The organism is Nostoc sp. MS1, from assembly GCF_019976755.1.
Taxonomy (GTDB): Bacteria; Cyanobacteriota; Cyanobacteriia; order Cyanobacteriales; family Nostocaceae; genus Trichormus.
This window is the reverse complement of record NZ_AP023441.1, coordinates 3,359,954-3,377,314: the sequence shown is the minus strand read 5'-3', so window position 1 is coordinate 3,377,314 and position 17,361 is coordinate 3,359,954. Positions and strand designations below refer to the sequence as shown.

Sequence of the window (17,361 nt, the reverse complement as noted above, 5' to 3'; positions counted from 1 at the left end):
TGTCAGTTGTCATAACCACTGACAACTAACTACTGACTAAACAGCTAAATAACGCCTTAAAAAACTCTCCAAGGTTTCCAAGGGAAAATTAAAGGTTCGTTCTAATTTAGCTATTTCATCTTTTCTACAGAAAAATTCATTGGACAGCAATGTCCGAAAGGTTCCTAAAGCTTGTTGTGCTTCAGGATTGACTAAGCCCAGGATACCCCGCAACCCATCAACTGCAACTAATGGTGAATTAACTACTATAGGTTGTCTATTAAAGATACGACTAAAAATTTGGGGAATATCCTCACGCGATAAAATCTCTGGCCCTCCCACGGAAAATATTTGGTTAAGAGCGCCGGGAATTTTCACTGAATCTACTACTATCCTTGCTAAATCATCTGTACTCACAATTGAGGTACGGTTTTTGGGGTCGCCAATCAATAAATATAACCCTGTTTCTCGAAATCTTTCTGCTAAACTTAGCAAGTTAGATGCTAATCCAGCCGGGCGTAAAATAGTGTAATTGATGCCACTAGCAGCCAAATAATTTTCTACAGCTCGTTTGGCTTTAAATACGGGAGCATCTTCATACCCCCGGTCTGCTCCTAAGACGGAAATAAAGACAAAGTGCTGCACACCGTTAGCTTTGGCTTGGTCGATGAGTTCGATGTTAGCGCGGTAGTCGAGGTTGAGCGCATCGCTATCAGAACCGTGGGCGCTGACAATATATTGAACACCCCGACAAGCTTTTTCAATATCGTGTCCTCGCCGTAAATCACCGATGAAGATTTCGGCTCCTCGGTGTTCTAGTTCGCCATAACGCGAGGTGAGTCGAACAAAGGCTCGGACTGAATGCTCTTGTTCGCGTAGAAGTCGCACAACTCGGCGACCAATGTCTCCTGTTGCTCCAGTTACCAAAAACATAATGATTAGATTAGGGATGAGGGCAATTTGATTTTGGATTTTAGATTTGCGATTTTGGATTAGGCTTTAATCTAAAATTCCTTCTCCCTAGTCTAAAGTCTCAACTTTAAAATTCCACTATGACTGGAGTATGGTCACTGGGTTGAGTTAACTTTCTAGGGGAGATATCAATGATGCAGCTTTTTGCTTGTTCGTATAATACAGGTGTCAGGTAGTGATGGTCTATACGCCAGCCTTGATTGCGGCGGAAAGAGGCGGCGCGGTAATCCCACCAACTGAAGTGTCCGCCTTCGGTAGTAAATTTGCGAAAAGCGTCAGCAAATCCCAATTCTAGGACATCTCGTAAAGCTTGGCGCTCGGCTGGGGATGCCATGATATGATTTTCGGCTTTGACTTTTTCGTGAATATCTATATCTTCTAAGGCGATGTTAAAGTCGCCGCACATACAGATGGCGGGTTGCAAAAGTAAAAGCGATCGCAAATACTCTCTTAACACTGTTAACCAACGTAGCTTATACTCGTATTTTTCACTGGCGATCGCCGAACCATTCGGTACATAAAGGTTTACAATCCGCACGCCATCCAGCACACCTGTAATTACCCGCTTTTGTTCATCCCATATTGGCTCAATATCTGCCAATATTGGTGTGAATCCGGTAATAACATCTGTAAGCGGTTGCTGACTAATTAAGGCTACACCGTTATAGGCTTTCTGTCCTGATATATATAGGTTATAACCCAAACTTTCCAAAGGCGATCGCGGAAAATCGGCATCTACAACCTTTGTCTCTTGCAAGCACAGAACATCGACGGGATTTTCCTTCAACCAAGCGATAACATGCTCTAGACGTGTGCGAATTGAGTTAACATTCCAAGTTGCGACTTTCATTAGTTGCTGAACACTATGTAAATGAATAATAATTTTTTTATTGACGCTTTATTATAATTATTTAATCTTTCTCAATCTACTATGTATTTTTAGCATTTCTCCAAATACCACCCATAAAACATTGATCCCGAACTATATTTTTAGTAGTGTCAGCTACAAAAATCTCACTTTTTGTCAGGTAGGATACAAATTCTTCTATATATTTATGATCCTGGAGATAGATGAACCTAGAAAATGTGAGCTATATTATAAAAACAGTCGCCAAGCGGCTACATCTAACGGTTTCAAATGTTGAAGGGAAGTTTGACACTAATAGTTAACCTATCTTTTACCTTTAGGTTAATTTAGATGTCAAAACAGTAAGGAATAATGTAATTGCTCATAAGATATTGTTGGTCTTATTTGCTAAGAGCATTTTACCGACCGAACCATTACAATTTATGAAAATCGCTCAAGTTACCCCTTTGTGGAAACGAGTTCTACCCGCCAATTAAGGAGGGATTGAACTAGTACTAAGTCACTAGACTAATGAACTAGTTCTTCGCGGTCATGAGGTAAAATCATTTGCCTTTGGCGATTCTCAAACTTTGGCTGATTTAGAGGTAGTTTATTCGCGTATATTACACTTAGATAAAAATTTCCAAGCGTATGCCGTGTATAAAGCCTTAAAACCAAGCTAATTTTATCAGAATGCGACGGGATTCGATAATATTCATTCCCATATAGGGATTAATGAATTATTTTGGGCGAATTTGGTAACGGCTTCTAAAGTCTTTACCGAAGACAACCATAAATTTAGTTACTATTACAAACAGTAATAAGTTAGTATTAGCAACGCCAAGCGTCAAGTTCATCTCAATAACGGCATTGACTAACCAAAACAGCCACTATACATGGCATTTTTAGGAAGCTTTGCTTCTGCAAAATCAGTACATCAAGCGATCGCCAAACAAAGTGGTTGGCACTTAAAAATGGCAGAGAAGGTTGATGCAGTAGATGCCAAATTTTTTGAATAAGAAATTGTCATCCATATATATGGTAGACAAACCCAATATTTAGACGAAATTAACCATACATAAAAAGCTGAATTTTCTGGCAGTACTGCAATTATCTTCTTCCCCATCAATAGGCTAAAAGCTTATGGGCTAGAGATGGTTAGATCAATGGCAGCCGGGACATCAGCAATGCAGATGAATCTCGGTTCCTTTCCAGAGGTGACTTAAGGTCATATCTGCCAAATCTATCAAGAAATGGCTCAAATGATGCCTGTTGCTTAGGAATTGATTCGGCGCAGTTGTAGAGAATATGTGGAAAACAAATCCTCACCAGCCGTATCAAATGGAATGGTTATATCGATGCGACTTAAATCTGACTTTAAACAAAAACTTTTTTCATCACTTTTCAACAGAGATTTTTCTTGTAGGAGGACATTGGTATGAGTCAGCGAGCCAATAATTGCCCATGCTGCGGTGGTTCCCTCCTCCGCCATGTCCGTCACGGCGAATTATATTGGTTTTGTCTATCTTGTCGTCAAGAAGTCCCATTATTGACGAATTATAGTCGTTTACCAAATGTCGATACTCGCAACACTGCGGGAGTTGCTCAAGCAACGGTGAGTGTTGAGTAGTCAATTGACAGTTGACAGTTGTTATTCTCCCTTATCTCCCTCATCTCTCCCTACTCCCCATTTTTTAGACAGTTATAATGTTGTTTTCCCAATTTTGAGTTTAATCAAGTGAAACTGATGAACTAAAAATCGGGAACCTGTCTTTGAGACATTGTGGTCAAATTAACAAGTTAATAACTGTCTAAATATGAATTGGAGCAACTGGATATATCTAGGAGCAGGATTATTACTAGGGATTGGTTTTCGTGGGTTGTTTGCGCGTTCTGCCAATTCCACTTCCCATCAGTCCGCAGTTACACCGGGGGAGCAAGAGCATACAAAACTCCTGCAACAGCTCCAACAAACACAACTGGCTTACGAAATGGCGCGGGAGATGAGTCTGTTTAAAGGGGGTTTTTTAGCACGAACTACCCATGAATTGCGATCGCCCCTCAATGGTTTAATTGGTTTACATCAATTAATATTGTCTGATCTTTGCGAAGATCCGGCAGAGGAGCGCGAATTTATCGCCCAAGCGCATGAGCGAGCGTTAAAAATGCTACACTTAATGGATGAAATTCTGAATGTAGCTAAGGCAGAACACGGTAATAACAAATTAGATATTCAGCCAAAATCTTTAGCGGAGATTTTACAAGAAATTCATAATTTAACTTATATGCTGGCGGTAGATCGCAATTTGAAGTTGCAAATTTCTCCCCCAGACCCAGAAATTTATGTCTTGACAGATCCAAAATGGTTACGTCAAGTATTTTTAAATTTAGTTGATACTGCTATTTCTCAGATGAAGGAAGGCAGTATTTCCATATCCGCAAAGCCAGCACCAAATAGCAAAACAATTTATATCTGGTTGGATATACCTAGTCATGCTCTGATTAAAAGCGAACCAATTGATTTACTGGAAATTGCTGACGAAGCTCTCCTAGAGGAGAAACACAAAGCAGGTCTTTCTCCAGCTATGAAAGTGTTACTCAGCCAAAAACTTTTAGCAGCGATGGAAGGAAATTTAGAAATCCTTTCCTCGTCGGAAATGAATACACCAGAGCAAATGACTAGACTCCAGTTATCTATCCCTCTAGCGATTCCTGAAACTGAATTTCTGGACTAGCTAAAGAGTTAATTCTGGATTGATTGTGCAGCACCATAGTAGTGCTGTTATTGGCTTGGAAGCCTATTTTTTCGTAAAACTTTTGTTGATGAGTAGTCATTAAATATACACGCTCTACCCACTGCATTTTGGGGTGAGCCAATACAGTTTCGACTAATTTGCTTCCTAAGCCATTACCCTGGTAGTCTGGATGAATTACCACATCCCAGATAGTAGCGCGATAGATGCCATCGGAGGTTGCTCTAGCAAAACCAATGAGACGCTCACTATCCCAAACAGAAATCACTGGTTCACTATTGATAATAGCTATACGTAAATCCTCTATACTGCGTCCTTTTGCCCAAAATGCAGAAACATTAAATAGCTCTTGGAGTTGATAGAGGTTTATTTCAGACTGGCGATCGCAAAACTGAATCTGAGAATAGGTCATGTATAGTTACTCCAGTATGGCAGTATTTTTACTGTCTTTAAGTTTATTGTGCAAGACATTATAGAATCTGTGTATCTGTAGTAGGGAACAGGGAGGTATTAATTTATCTGGTGATTACCATATTAATATGTAGTATTTTTGATGAAGATACTCCTAATATCCATTCTTTTGGCACATAACTAACCCTCATTTGTCACTTTAAGCACTTCGGGGTTGTCCTACATTATTCTCTTATAGAAATGACAACCAAGGGTTAATCTTAGACCACCTGCTTAAATTTTAGCCCTTTCAATTGATGCTGATCTACTACGTCCTTGAACTTTTGAGATACTAATATTCCGAATTTACACTCTGGGACTGCAAAAAAATGCTGATCTTGAATTAACTCTTCTTTAAAAGCATACTTTTCTATACGCAAAACTCTACCAGTTTCTTCAAAAATAAATAAATCCGCCCTTGAATAATCAAGACAATCAATAATATTAATTACTTTTAAAATATTAAACTCACCTTCATCGCATTGTAATGGCAGCAGTTTAACGCTATTACCAATTAAAGGCTCTAAAATTTTCCAAGCCCTATTATTACAAGCAAAAGTCCATGCAACAACTCCAAGAAAATCACCTCGTTTAGTACCAAATGATTCAATTCCTACTGGTAAAGGAATCCATTCACTCTTTTCTTCAATGTCTTGATACATGGCGAAATTAAGAAACCTTGATAAAATATCATGTGAATTTTCTTGATCTAGATAATAGAAGCCATCATAATTATCGCTATCAGGGATAGGAATATAAATATTCATGTAAATCTATCTCAATTAAGTTTTTGAAATATATTACGGGGAGAAACTTTCAGCCTGAATTTTAGCAGCAATACTTTGAAGTATTGCTTCTATTTCTGCTTTATTTGTAGCTCGTTCAAAAAAGCTAAAATTTAGTCTCCATGCCAAAAAATAGCTAGTCTTTAATGAGAAATCCACTTCCACAGGGGATGTGTTGGCCCCTGTTGACGGATTTTAAACACTTGTTGTTCTAAACGTTGCTGTTCTTGTTTAGGTAAACCCAACAGAATATTTCGACTTTGCCAAACTAAAACAGCAGCAGTCATCCCGATACAAAAAGCTAAACCCATAGTAGACAGTAAATGAGCAGATAGTCCATAACGCACCGCTACCCAGGTAAAGTATTGTTGCCACAAAGCAATTTCTGTACGTAAATTCCACAAACAAATGGGTGCGACAGTTAGCCACAAACAGCCAACAAAACACCACCTACCATACACAGTCAATTGGTGTAGCTTTTCGACTTGTTGAGTTAAAGATGGATCTTTATTTTCAACATGATTATCTGATTGATCCATAGGCGGTGGGGAGTGGGTAGAGAAAGAAGCAGGGGGGCAGGGTGCAGGGGGAAAGAACTACTCACAACTGACAACTGTCAATTGTCAATTGTCAACTGACTACTCCACAGATGTATCAGTTACGCCTGTAGTTGCTAATGCCTCAGAGTTGTTGGTACGTTCTCGCCATAGTGTTAAAAGAGTGCTGGCGATGAAGATACTGGAATAAGCTCCGGCTGCAAAGCCAAAAATTAGAGCTAGGGCAAAGTTTTTCAGGGTTTCGCCGCCAAATAGGTAAATGGCGAACAAGGGAAGCATAGTGGTAAAAGTGGTGTTGATTGATCTTCCCAAGGTTTGGTTAACAGCATCATCAACAATTTCCGCTATGGGACGGTTGGGGTTAGTTTTTAGTGTTTCTCTGATGCGATCGTAAATTACTACTGTATCGTTGACGGAGAAACCTGTAATTGTCAACAGTGCCACAATAAACAGGCTATCTACTTCAGTACCAAAGACTAAGCCAAAAATAGAAAATATGCCGACTGTAATTAAGACATCGTGCAGAAGCGCAATGATGGCAAATACAGCATAGTCCAACTGAAACCGAAATGCTAGGTAGACGGTGATACCAATAAAGGAGACAATTAGCGCGATCATCCCAGAGGTAAACAATTCGCGCCCCAAGGTGGGGCCTACGGTATCAAACTGGTTTTTCTGCTCGTCAAAAGCTCCAACTTTTTGGCTTAAGGCATTTTGTAAGTTGGTACGTTGTTCACGATTTAAGGTTTTGCTGCGGATTAAAATACCATTTTCTGCTCTGGTATCTTTATCAGCGACAATTTGAATACTACTGTCAGCCAAACCTTGTTCTTTGGCTACATCACGGACAACGTTAATATCAATGGGTTTATCACAGTTTCCTGCTCGATTACAGTCCCGCTCAAATTGCAATCTTGATCCACCGACAAAATCTAAACTGGGACGTAGAGGTGCGTGAATAGCTGGGTTTTGCCAGGAAATGAACATTGATATGAAACCAGCTATGGTGATGGCGCTCGAAACAGTCCACCAGAGCGATCGCGATTTATTTATACTTAATTTCATTGAGCTACCTCTGTCTTATTCGATGCACTTGTCCCTGAGAGATTTGGACAGAATAGTTCAGGTTTACGCAAGCTAGGAATACTAATTGCTAAAAACATGAAGGTGCGACTACAAGTAATAGCACTAAACATACTCACTGCTACCCCTAAAGCCAAAGTCAAGGCAAAACCTTTGACTAAACCAGCCCCCAGCCAAAATAAAGCAGCACAAGCAATAACTGTAGTGACGTTGCCATCTAAAATACTGGAGAAGGCACGATAAAAGCCAGATTCTACAGAGCGATACAAAGATTTACCCGCTTGTAATTCTTCCCTTGTGCGCTCAAAAATTAACACATTGGCATCTACCGCCATACCGATACTGAGAATGAAACCAGCAATTCCCGGTAAGGTCAAAGTCACACCTAACAAAGCAAAACAAGCCCAGGTGAGGATGGCGTAAATGATTAAGGCCACATCGGCAATTAATCCTGGTAGTCTATAGTACACCACCATAAATATGAGGACTAAGCTTAGACCACCAATCCCAGCATAGATGCTGCTGTTGATACTATCTTTACCCAAGGTTGCGCCAACAGTACGAATTTCCGCAATTTCTACAGGTACGGGTAAAGCACCACCGCGTAATTGTACGCCTAAATCATTGGCTTGTTGGGCTGTAAATCGTCCTGTAATTATAGCCGAACCACCTGTGATTCCTGTAGAGGCAAATTCTACCCCAACAACTGGAGAACTGATAAGTTCATTATCTAAAAAGATACCGATACTACGCCCTGTACCTGCCAAACTTTTTGTTAAATTGGCGAACAGTTCACCGCCCTTTTGGTCAAAACGAATGGCTACGTTCCAGTTATTACCCTGAGTTGGTTCACCATAGGCATCTTTCAGGTGTTTCCCATCTAGAGGGGGGTTAGTACTTTCAAATAATTCGGCGATCGCTTGATTATTTTTTTGTAAATCTTCTAAATTTTTATTAATTGTGGCTTTATCGTTGCTTTTTTTTAGTTCTTCTTGTTTGGCTTTGAGTTCAAATCGTGATGACTGAAAAGCTAAAAGCTGGGTTTCTGTCCCAGGTTTTTGTGTACGAAATTCTAGCTGTGCTGTTCCACCTAGCACTCTTTCTGCCTGTTCTGGGTTGTTTACGCCCGGTAACTGTACAAGGATTTTATCCGTCCCCACAGTTTGGATGATTGGTTCCGAAACGCCGAGTCCGTTAATTCGTCCTTCGACAACACTTTTTACCCCATTCAATTCGCGTTCGGTGATTTGCTTAATCTCAGGCGTTGTTTTCACCTGAATTGTTAGCTGGGAACCTCCGCGTAAGTCCAATCCCAAGGGTATGGGAATCGTGAGAATCACCGTAATGGCGGCGATTAATAAAACTACAATCAACGCTAAAAGCGATCGCTGTCTCTGCATATCATAACTCGCAACTGACAAACGCTATAATAACGCTCTTTGTAAGAGTTATGAGCTATTCGTTAATGTTTTGAGTTCCAAAGGCGATCGTTTTAGTAGATGGAATAGGACTTTCACTCTCACCCTTCCAATACCACACCTTCATACAGCAATTCGATAGGAAACTCAAACCCAATGCTAGACAAAGTGATCATATCTCCCCCAGTATAGGGATAGTAAAGCCACATTCTGCCTTCGCCGCGAGAGTAACGCTCGACAGAAATTGTTTCTGAATCAATCAAAATATATTCTTGTAAGCTAGGGATTTTCAGATAGTAATTAAACTTCTCTCCCCTATCTTTACTACTTGTAGCAGGAGAAAGAACTTCCGCAATTAATTTAGGTTTTTCAATAAATTGACGCGCTTTAAGGTCTTGGGGGTCACAACTGACTATCACATCGGGATAATAGTAGGGACTTTGGGGTGTGACTTGCACTTTGACATCTGAAACATTTACCCGACAGCCTCTAGAACGTAAATGAGGGTGTAAAGCAGTGTAAAAGTTAAAGCAATATCGTTATGGGGAATTGTACTGCCAGACATACCAAAAACTTCGCCGTTGACATATTCGTAACGGCAGTCTTGCTGGGCTTCCCATGCGAGATATTCCTCGACGGTCATTTTTGGTTGTTCTTGAGGAGTAGCTATCATAACTCCAATAATATCGGTGATGGATGTATGTGGGTAAGGATGTAGAGCCACACCCTTACACCTCCATACCCCTACATCCTAAACTCGCAACGCGATCATTTTCTGCACAGCTTCAACAATTTGTTCTGGCTGCACAATTGTTAATCTTTCCAAAGTACCGTTGTAAGGTGTAGGAATGTCTTGAGATGATAGGCGCAGTACTGGCGCATCTAATTCATCAAAGAAGCGATCGTTGATTGAAGCGATTAATTCGGCAGCAATACCCCCAGTCCGCATAGCTTCTTCCACAATTATCACTTTGTGGGTTTTGCGGATAGATGCACCAATTGTTTCTAAATCTAATGGCTTGAGGGATATTAAATCAATTACTTCTGGGTCGTATCCTTGTTTTTCTAAAGCTTTCACGGCTTGAACTACGTGATGGCGCATCCGTGAATAAGTCAAGATTGTTACATCTTTACCAGGACGAACAATTTCTGCCTTGTCTAGAGGAACGAGGTATTCTTCCTCTGGTAAGTTTTCTTTGAGGTTGTAAAGCAGAACGTGTTCAAAGAATAGAACTGGGTTATCGTCGCGGATAGCTGACTTGAGGAGTCCTTTAGCGTTGTAAGGTGTAGAGCAGGCAACAATCTTCAACCCTGGAACTGCTTGGAAGTAGGTTTCTAGGCGTTGAGAGTGTTCTGCACCTAACTGTTTACCTACACCACCAGGGCCACGAATGACTAGGGGAATTTTAAAGTTACCACCGGATGTATAGCGCAGCATCCCCGCGTTGTTGGAGATTTGGTTAAAGGCTAATAGCAGAAAACCCATGTTCATGCCTTCAATTATGGGGCGCAAACCAGTCATGGCTGCACCTACTGCCATACCAGTAAAGCTGTTTTCGGCAATAGGAGTATCTAAAACTCGCAAATCACCATACTTTTTATATAAATCTTTGGTAACTTTATATGAACCGCCATAGTGACCTACGTCTTCACCTAGAACGAAGACACTGGAATCACGCGCCATTTCTTCATCAATGGCTTCCCGCAGAGCGTTAAAGAATAGTGTTTCTGCCATTTAGACCTGTAATTACGACTATTATTTTAGAATCTTATCGTGCCACCGTAGCTAATATAGTTAGCGATCGCACTAGCTGAGAAAGTTGTTGTTTGTTGTTTATCTTAAATAGGTGATGTAGCCGTCTAATTATATCTTTGTCTGTAACCATCAACTACATGACAAATTTTAATTACCAGCTTGAAAAATTTGTTCAGCTGTTAAATTCAACTCTGGAAATGCTAGTGACTGGATACGGTCACTACCCCGGAATTTATGAATTTGATACTCCCCTTCATCCAAACAGCAAACTAAGATAGTCGGTTGTTTAGGCTTACCGATAAACTCCCTACCACCTAACGCCGCATAATCTACAATCCAATATTCTGGGATTCCCATCTGTTTATAGTTAGCATATTTCTTGTAATAATCATCACGCCAATTACTACTGACTACTTCTATTACTAAAGAAATTGAAGCTGCTTGAGAAACAGTTGATTCTTTCTGCCAACGCGGTTCATTAACTAAGTTATAACGATTTAAGATCAGGACATCTGGAGAATAAGCTGATTCACTCTCAACTGATTTGACAAAGACCCTTTTGGGAATGAAATAGGGAAAATTTAAGCGGTTATACTCTATAACTATTTCTCCTGCTAGAAAACCAATTGTTTCTTCATGCTTGCCTGTAGGTCGTTGTATTTCAACGATTACTCCGTCGTGTAGTTCATAGCGTTGTCGTTGGTTATCTGGATACCAAGCTACAAACTCATCGAAAGATACTACTTTACGTAAGGCTTGAGTCATGATTTGAGCGGTTAGAAATTAGTAGCTATAGCCATCCTAAATTATTTACGACAATACCCCCGTCCTTCTTATCAGCTAAGGATTTTGTTTTTCACTATTCACCAAATAAATATCATTTAACTACAAATTGGAGTATCAGTTACTTGAACTACCTGATTTTCTGGAAAACGTCTAGGTCTTCCAGGCTTACGTTTATGACGCTGATTAATAGATTTTTCGCTGGCGGCTGCTAGTTCTTCTGGTGTACATTTGAACAAGCGTATTGCATCTAAATATTTTTTTGGTGTCATAGTCGGCTCGGTGCGTCCAGCTTCCCAGTTGCGGACGCTAGTTTCACTGATGGCAAGCCTGAAGGCAACTTCTGCACGGCTAAGACCCGCACGCTCTCTCAGGACTTGCATATCCATATCTCACGCTCCCCTTACAAATATTAACTCTTTTGTTAAATTGATTGACATTAAATATCAATCATTAAAATCAAAAATTTATTAACTATTTTCTTTATAGTTCATAAGCGATCGCTTGACCCTCTAACAAACGAGGTAATTTCTGGTGATTAACGTATCTAAACTGTAAGTCTTGTTAGGTAGGGCTGGCTGAATAAGGGCGAAAGATAGCAGAATGAAGAGTTTCAGGGTCAGGAAAGAAAAATAAGGTGAAAAGAAAAAGGGTAAGATAAGTAAAAATCCTTGTAGCAAGTTGCGTTAAAATGTATCGAAGAGCGCAAAAGCAAGAAAAAGCAGCAGAAAACTTTGAACTACCCTTTGGGGGAAAACTAGCGTCAGATAACCGATGGGTAATCATGGCGAACATGATACCTTGGTCAAAATTTGAAGCAGAGTACGCAGAAATATTTTCAGCAAGAATGGGAGCGCCAGCCAAAACATTTAGAATGGCGTTGGGAGCATTAATAATTAAAGAAAAATTAGGAATAAGTGACAGAGAGACAGTAGAACAAATTCGGGAGAACCCGTATCTGCAATACTTTATAGGAATGTCAGCATATAGTAATGAATCTGCATTTGACCCGTCAATGCTAGTTCATTTTAGAGAAAGGATAGATATAGAATTAGTCAATAAAATCAATCAAGAAATAGTCAGGAAGATGTTAGAAAATAAACAGGAGGTAGAAGTAAGAGCAAAAAAGCCAGAGGTCGAGGATTCAAAAAGTAAGCCAGCCAATAGAGGAAAATTAATATTAGATGCTAGTTGTGCGCCAGCAGACATAAGTTATCCGACAGATTTAGGATTATTAAATCAAGCCAGAAAGCAAACAGAAACAATCATAGATACATTATATAAGTCCTTATTAGTAAGAAATATCAACAAACCAAGAACCTACAGAAACAAAGCAAGAAAGGATTATTTAGCAGTAGCCAAGAAAAGAAAACCAACAGTTAAAGAAAGAAGGAAAGCTATCAGAAAGCAACTGCAATATATCAACAGAAATTTAACTCATATTCAGCAGCTAATAAATTTAGGTGCGTCACTATTAAAACTGAGCAACAGTCAATATAAGATGTTGCTAGTAGTAGCAGAAGTTTATCGTCAACAGTTATGGTTATATGAAAATCAAAAAATTAGTATACAAGACCGCATTGTCAGTTTAAACCAACCACACATTCGTCCGATTATCCGAGGTAAAGCCGGGAGAACAGTAGAGTTTGGGGCTAAGTTTTCAGCTAGTTACTATGATGGCTATGTATTTTTAGACCATATTAGTTGGGACAACTTTAACGAATCAGGAGACTTAAAATCACAAGTAGAAGCATACAAAAACTACACCGGATATTATCCTGAATCAGTTCATGTTGATAAGATTTATCGGACGAGGGAGAATCGAGCTTGGTGTCAAGAAAGGGGAATTAGAATTAGTGGCCCACCACTAGGTAGACCCCCCCAAAATGTCAGCCCTGAAAAGAAGAAACAAGCCGCTTATGACGAAAGGATTCGTAATTGTATTGAGGGCAAGTTTGGACAAGGTAAACGAAGATTTAGCCTTGGTAGAGTTATGGCTAAACTTCCTCATACTTCTTTCACCGCTATTGCCATAACTTTTTTAGTTATGAATCTTTCTACTCTGCTATTACGGCTTTTTTGTGTATTTTTTTGCCTATTTTTCAAAACTGAGTCTTTTTTTACTTCTTCTATTATCGAAACTGATATTTCATTAAACCTTAAACAACAAAAACTTATCTTTTTTCTGGACTGACTACTTAATCAATTTTTCTCTTCCTTTGAAATGACTTTTTCAGCAAGCCCTAGGTAGAGGGAAATTTTTTCCATGCAAAAAAGGGTAAAGTATTTTACTTCACCCTTTAGATATGAATATTAATAATAGGTGTAAATTTTTACCAAACCTATCTAGATAGAGTAGTACAGAGGAAAGGACTTAGCATCCTTGGGTTTGACATATACCTTTTGTTTTGGTTCTAACTGTAGCTCATCGTAGCGATCGCGTGTTAAATGAGCATTGACGACTTGTCCATCGTCTAAAGTTAATTCCACTTTGATTTCCCAGCCCAAATGTATCAATCTGCTAATTGTAGCAGGTGCAGTTGCACCGTTAGCAATTTTCTCAATCACTACATCTTGGGGGCGTAAAAATACGTTTGGATGTTCTATTTCTAACTGGCTGCTTTGGAATATGCGCGAACTGCTTGGGAGAACATTCACTGGGCCGATGAAACTCATGACAAAAGATGTAGCGGGGTTGTCGTAAATTTGGGCGGGTGTACCTACCTGTTCTACACGTCCTTGATTCATCACCACGACCTCATCCGATACTTCCATTGCTTCTTCTTGGTCGTGAGTCACAAATACTGTGGTAACATGAACTTCATCATGGAGGCGGCGTAACCATGCCCGTAGGTCTTTACGAACTTTAGCATCCAATGCACCAAAAGGTTCATCCAAAAGCAATACACTTGGTTCTACTGCTAACGCTCTTGCTAATGCTACCCTCTGTCTTTGACCGCCGGAAAGTTGTGAAGGATAGCGATCGCCCAAACCACTTAATTGCACTAATTCTAATAACTGCTCAACTCGCCCTTTAATTTTGTTAGCCGGAGCTTTGCGAATCTCTAACCCAAAGCCTATGTTTTGTCGCACAGTTAAATGCTTGAATAGAGCATAGTGCTGAAACACAAACCCAATATTGCGCTCTTGAACACTTTGGTTTGTGGCATCCTTACCTGTAAGTATAATTCTGCCACTATCTGGTGTTTCCAACCCGGCAATTAAGCGTAGTAAGGTAGATTTCCCAGAGCCAGATGGCCCCAACAGGGCTACTAATTTACCACTCTGGATTTCTAAGTTCACCTCATCAACAGCTTGAAAGCTGCCAAATTGTTTGGATACGTTTTCAACTACTATGCCCACTGCCGTTATACCTCTGCAAATCTATCTACGGCGTACTGCTAGGATTACCGTGTTTTATTTATATCATACATAAACGTAGTTAGAAGTATGACTTTAAAAAAGATTTAACTGCCACAACCACCACAATCAAGGGAACCACAATCAGCACTACCACAATCCAAGGAACTACAATCAGCATGACTACAATCGAGCGAACCACAATCAGCACCGCTACAGTCAAGTGAAGCGCAGTCAGCTAAGAAACTGCAATCAGGAATATCTGAACAATCAGAACAGCTATCACCACAAGAAGAATCAGAACTGTAAGAACTTGCTGACTTTTGCCGAGAGCGTTTTGATTGTTGGTTTTCTTCAGTTTCCGTTTCTGATTGCTCACTCGGCTCGGAATTTTCTATCTGTAACACCCTGCGCTTGATCTGAGAAGCTTGTAAAGTTAGATTTGCTTGCTTACAAGCTTGAAAACGAGTGTGAGATTTCCCCCAACCTGCAATTAACCCTTCCTCAGAAATTACTCGTTTAATATAAGCAGAGCAAGACTCACCCCCATGTAATACCCGATGAGCGCAAACGAAACCTTTGTGGGGAGAAATATGTTTTTGATATCCGGCGATCACAACAATACCAATTTTCCTAGTAAAAGAGTCGAGGGGAGAAATGAGCATAGTTCAGGGAGTAGGGAGTGGGAAGTGGGGGAGATGAGGGAGATGAGGGAGATGATGATTAACTCCTGCCTTTTGACTGTTGACTATGGACTATGGACTGTGGACTAATGACAGATGACCAATGACAACCAAATATGTTAATCATTGCCTCTGCTCTATATTTCCCAAAAAGTTTGTATCGGAATATTAAGGAATATTGCATTTCTAACAAAACCTGGAGGTAGAGCGCGAAATCAGCCAAAAGACCGTGGTAGGATGCTTTCGGTAAATGTGAAGATTGGGAGAAGACCTTTGACACTACGGGTTGCTGTTGTTGGGTCAGGCCCAGCTGGTTCCTCTGCTGCTGAAACACTAGCCAAAGCTGGGATTGAGACCTATCTGTTTGAGCGCAAATTAGATAATGCCAAACCCTGTGGGGGGGCGATTCCCTTATGTATGGTGAGTGAGTTTGACTTACCACCAGAGATTATTGATCGCCAAGTACGGAAGATGAAAATGATTTCACCTTCCAACCGCGAAGTTGATATCAATCTAATAAAAGAAGACGAATATATAGGAATGTGCCGCCGGGAAGTCTTAGATGGCTTTTTGCGGGATCGGGCGGCAAAATTAGGGGCAAATTTAATTAATGCCACCGTTCATAAAGTTGATATACCTGGAAACAATACTGACCCGTACACTATTCACTATGTAGACCATAGTGAAGGTGGCGCACAAGGTGTTACCAAAACTTTAAAAGTAGATTTGATTATCGGGGCGGATGGAGCTAATTCCCGCATTGCCAAAGAGATGGATGCTGGGGATTATAATTATGCGATCGCCTTCCAAGAGCGCATCCGCTTACCCGAAGACAAAATGGCATATTACAACGAACTTGCCGAAATGTATGTAGGCAATGACGTTTCTACAGACTTTTATGCTTGGGTATTCCCCAAATACGACCACGTAGCTGTGGGTACTGGCACAATGCACGTCAACAAAGCCAGCATCAAACAGCTACAAGCTGGTATCCGCGCCCGTGCTAGCGAGAAACTCACAGGCGGTAAAATCATCAAAGTAGAAGCACACCCCATTCCTGAACATCCCCGTCCTCGCCGTGTTGTTGGTCGTATTGCCCTAGTTGGTGATGCAGCCGGCTACGTTACTAAGTCTTCCGGGGAAGGGATTTACTTTGCTGCTAAATCTGGGCGGATGTGTGCAGAAACCATTGTGGAAGTTTCCCAAAATGGTAGCCGCATTCCCACAGAAAACGAACTCAAGCTTTATCTCAAACGTTGGGATAAAAAATATGGACTCACTTACAAAGTGCTGGACATCCTACAAACAGTGTTCTACCGTTCCGATGCTACGCGCGAAGCATTTGTAGAAATGTGTGCTGACTTAGATGTACAAAAGCTCACCTTCGACAGCTATTTGTATAAGACTGTTGTTCCTGCTAACCCTATTACCCAGTTGAAAATTACCGCCAAGACCATCGGTAGTCTCATCCGTGGTAATGCTTTAGCGCCCTAAAAAAACATAATTACTAATTGTTAATGGCACTCCCCTAATACTGAAAGGGAGTGCCATTTTATTTGCTAGTAGTTGAGTGCATGAATTATGAGGGGAAAGTTTGTTTGTAGTAAGAAATTTAGTCATGAAAATCACAGAACTAAAGTGCTTATAGCAATTCCCAAGCACATGAAATACACCCCACCCGCGCTATCGCGCACCCTCCCCTTGCCAAGGGGAGGGTTGGGGAGGGGTGATTTTGTACCTCATCAGAATGGGAAACGCTATACTACAAATTATCAAAACTTTTGCCCTCAACTACTAATTAATTTTGGTGTTGATTCGTAGCGATATGAGTGTCATTCTATAGGCTACGTAGCTTAGGGGACTGTAGACGCATAGCAAGCGGCTGATCGAAGAGCAATCTCCCCAGATACTACACTACCTTGCAAACTGCATTTC

Annotated in this window: 17 protein-coding genes and 1 pseudogene; 5 read left to right on the top strand and 13 right to left on the bottom strand. The window is 40.5% G+C overall.

All coding sequences use genetic code 11. The features are described 5' to 3' along the window. Positions 1 to 36: 36 nt before the first annotated feature. Both NSMS1_RS14630 and xth read right to left on the bottom strand, forming a co-directional pair. The gene (locus NSMS1_RS14630; protein WP_224094656.1) at positions 37 to 912 is read right to left on the bottom strand and encodes an SDR family oxidoreductase; all 876 of its coding nucleotides are present in this window, start codon (positions 910 to 912) and stop codon (positions 37 to 39) included. A 106-nt stretch (positions 913 to 1,018) separates the two neighbouring features. Next, positions 1,019 to 1,801, bottom strand: a complete 783-nt coding sequence (xth, locus tag NSMS1_RS14625; protein WP_224094654.1) for an exodeoxyribonuclease III — start codon at positions 1,799 to 1,801, stop codon at positions 1,019 to 1,021. Between the two features lie 893 nt (positions 1,802 to 2,694). Here xth and NSMS1_RS35105 point away from each other — a divergent pair. The 3 genes from NSMS1_RS35105 to NSMS1_RS14615 all read left to right on the top strand — a co-directional run bounded on the left by NSMS1_RS35105 (position 2,695) and on the right by NSMS1_RS14615 (position 4,533). Next, the gene (locus NSMS1_RS35105; RefSeq protein WP_263432582.1) at positions 2,695 to 2,817 is read left to right on the top strand and encodes a hypothetical protein; all 123 of its coding nucleotides are present in this window, start codon (positions 2,695 to 2,697) and stop codon (positions 2,815 to 2,817) included. Positions 2,818 to 3,236: 419 nt separating this feature from the next. After that, positions 3,237 to 3,428 carry a hypothetical protein gene (locus NSMS1_RS14620; protein ID WP_224094652.1) on the top strand — a complete coding sequence of 64 codons (192 nt, stop codon included), beginning with the start codon at positions 3,237 to 3,239 and terminating at the stop codon, positions 3,426 to 3,428. Between the two features lie 187 nt (positions 3,429 to 3,615). Beyond that, entirely contained in the window at positions 3,616 to 4,533 is a 918-nt protein-coding gene (locus NSMS1_RS14615) for a sensor histidine kinase (RefSeq protein ID WP_224094650.1), read from the top strand. Here the strand turns inward: NSMS1_RS14615 and NSMS1_RS14610 are convergent. The 9 genes and pseudogenes from NSMS1_RS14610 to NSMS1_RS14570 form a co-directional block, all read right to left on the bottom strand. Continuing rightward, the gene (locus tag NSMS1_RS14610) at positions 4,493 to 4,963 is read right to left on the bottom strand and encodes a GNAT family N-acetyltransferase (RefSeq protein ID WP_224094648.1); all 471 of its coding nucleotides are present in this window, start codon (positions 4,961 to 4,963) and stop codon (positions 4,493 to 4,495) included. The two genes, NSMS1_RS14615 and NSMS1_RS14610, sit on opposite strands and share 41 nt — an antisense overlap. Positions 4,964 to 5,222: 259 nt before the next feature. After that, positions 5,223 to 5,768, bottom strand: coding sequence for an imm11 family protein (locus tag NSMS1_RS14605; RefSeq protein ID WP_224094646.1), 546 nt, complete (start codon positions 5,766 to 5,768; stop codon positions 5,223 to 5,225). Between the two features lie 161 nt (positions 5,769 to 5,929). Further along, positions 5,930 to 6,325, bottom strand: coding sequence for a hypothetical protein (locus NSMS1_RS14600; protein WP_224094644.1), 396 nt, complete (start codon positions 6,323 to 6,325; stop codon positions 5,930 to 5,932). 99 nt (positions 6,326 to 6,424) lie between these two features. Further along, positions 6,425 to 7,408, bottom strand: coding sequence for a protein translocase subunit SecF (secF, locus tag NSMS1_RS14595; protein WP_224094643.1), 984 nt, complete (start codon positions 7,406 to 7,408; stop codon positions 6,425 to 6,427). Further along, entirely contained in the window at positions 7,405 to 8,826 is a 1,422-nt protein-coding gene (gene secD / locus NSMS1_RS14590) for a protein translocase subunit SecD (RefSeq protein ID WP_224095234.1), read from the bottom strand. Before secD ends, secF begins: the two co-directional genes overlap by 4 nt. A 119-nt stretch (positions 8,827 to 8,945) precedes the next feature. Beyond that, positions 8,946 to 9,517: pseudogene (locus NSMS1_RS14585) on the bottom strand (Uma2 family endonuclease). 78 nt (positions 9,518 to 9,595) lie between these two features. After that, positions 9,596 to 10,579 carry an alpha-ketoacid dehydrogenase subunit beta gene (locus NSMS1_RS14580; RefSeq protein WP_224094641.1) on the bottom strand — a complete coding sequence of 328 codons (984 nt, stop codon included), beginning with the start codon at positions 10,577 to 10,579 and terminating at the stop codon, positions 9,596 to 9,598. 168 nt (positions 10,580 to 10,747) lie between these two features. Next, the gene (locus NSMS1_RS14575; protein WP_224094639.1) at positions 10,748 to 11,365 is read right to left on the bottom strand and encodes a Uma2 family endonuclease; all 618 of its coding nucleotides are present in this window, start codon (positions 11,363 to 11,365) and stop codon (positions 10,748 to 10,750) included. A 116-nt stretch (positions 11,366 to 11,481) separates the two neighbouring features. After that, entirely contained in the window at positions 11,482 to 11,772 is a 291-nt protein-coding gene (locus NSMS1_RS14570; RefSeq protein ID WP_224094637.1) for a helix-turn-helix domain-containing protein, read from the bottom strand. 302 nt (positions 11,773 to 12,074) lie between these two features. Here NSMS1_RS14570 and NSMS1_RS14565 point away from each other — a divergent pair, with 302 nt between their 5' ends. Beyond that, the gene (locus NSMS1_RS14565) at positions 12,075 to 13,577 is read left to right on the top strand and encodes an IS5 family transposase (protein ID WP_224085439.1); all 1,503 of its coding nucleotides are present in this window, start codon (positions 12,075 to 12,077) and stop codon (positions 13,575 to 13,577) included. Between the two features lie 152 nt (positions 13,578 to 13,729). Here the strand turns inward: NSMS1_RS14565 and NSMS1_RS14560 are convergent, their stop codons facing one another. Both NSMS1_RS14560 and yidD read right to left on the bottom strand, forming a co-directional pair. Continuing rightward, positions 13,730 to 14,746, bottom strand: coding sequence for a sulfate/molybdate ABC transporter ATP-binding protein (locus tag NSMS1_RS14560; protein WP_224094635.1), 1,017 nt, complete (start codon positions 14,744 to 14,746; stop codon positions 13,730 to 13,732). A gap of 104 nt (positions 14,747 to 14,850) precedes the next feature. After that, positions 14,851 to 15,408, bottom strand: coding sequence for a membrane protein insertion efficiency factor YidD (gene yidD / locus NSMS1_RS14555; RefSeq protein ID WP_224094633.1), 558 nt, complete (start codon positions 15,406 to 15,408; stop codon positions 14,851 to 14,853). A gap of 291 nt (positions 15,409 to 15,699) precedes the next feature. Between yidD and chlP the strand changes: the two genes are divergently transcribed. Further along, positions 15,700 to 16,920: a geranylgeranyl reductase gene (gene chlP, locus NSMS1_RS14550; RefSeq protein WP_317986596.1), complete on the top strand. Its 1,221-nt coding sequence runs from the start codon at positions 15,700 to 15,702 to the stop codon at positions 16,918 to 16,920. The last annotated feature ends 441 nt before the right edge of the window (positions 16,921 to 17,361 follow it).

Bases quoted from the DNA above. Each gene is read 5' to 3' on its own strand.
- NSMS1_RS14580 (WP_224094641.1), bottom strand. From the start codon at position 10,579: ATGGCAGAAACACTATTCTTTAACGCTCTGCGGGAAGCCATTGATGAA.
- NSMS1_RS14620 (WP_224094652.1), top strand. From the start codon at position 3,237: ATGAGTCAGCGAGCCAATAATTGCCCATGCTGCGGTGGTTCCCTCCTC.
- NSMS1_RS14610 (WP_224094648.1), bottom strand. From the start codon at position 4,963: ATGACCTATTCTCAGATTCAGTTTTGCGATCGCCAGTCTGAAATAAAC.
- NSMS1_RS14605 (WP_224094646.1), bottom strand. From the start codon at position 5,768: ATGAATATTTATATTCCTATCCCTGATAGCGATAATTATGATGGCTTC.
- NSMS1_RS14615 (WP_224094650.1), top strand. From the start codon at position 3,616: ATGAATTGGAGCAACTGGATATATCTAGGAGCAGGATTATTACTAGGG.
- NSMS1_RS14570 (WP_224094637.1), bottom strand. From the start codon at position 11,772: ATGGATATGCAAGTCCTGAGAGAGCGTGCGGGTCTTAGCCGTGCAGAA.
- NSMS1_RS14575 (WP_224094639.1), bottom strand. From the start codon at position 11,365: ATGACTCAAGCCTTACGTAAAGTAGTATCTTTCGATGAGTTTGTAGCT.
- NSMS1_RS14565 (WP_224085439.1), top strand. From the start codon at position 12,075: ATGTATCGAAGAGCGCAAAAGCAAGAAAAAGCAGCAGAAAACTTTGAA.
- secF (WP_224094643.1), bottom strand. From the start codon at position 7,408: ATGAAATTAAGTATAAATAAATCGCGATCGCTCTGGTGGACTGTTTCG.
- xth (WP_224094654.1), bottom strand. From the start codon at position 1,801: ATGAAAGTCGCAACTTGGAATGTTAACTCAATTCGCACACGTCTAGAG.
- secD (WP_224095234.1), bottom strand. From the start codon at position 8,826: ATGCAGAGACAGCGATCGCTTTTAGCGTTGATTGTAGTTTTATTAATC.
- NSMS1_RS14600 (WP_224094644.1), bottom strand. From the start codon at position 6,325: ATGGATCAATCAGATAATCATGTTGAAAATAAAGATCCATCTTTAACT.
- NSMS1_RS14630 (WP_224094656.1), bottom strand. From the start codon at position 912: ATGTTTTTGGTAACTGGAGCAACAGGAGACATTGGTCGCCGAGTTGTG.
- yidD (WP_224094633.1), bottom strand. From the start codon at position 15,408: ATGCTCATTTCTCCCCTCGACTCTTTTACTAGGAAAATTGGTATTGTT.
- NSMS1_RS35105 (WP_263432582.1), top strand. From the start codon at position 2,695: ATGGCATTTTTAGGAAGCTTTGCTTCTGCAAAATCAGTACATCAAGCG.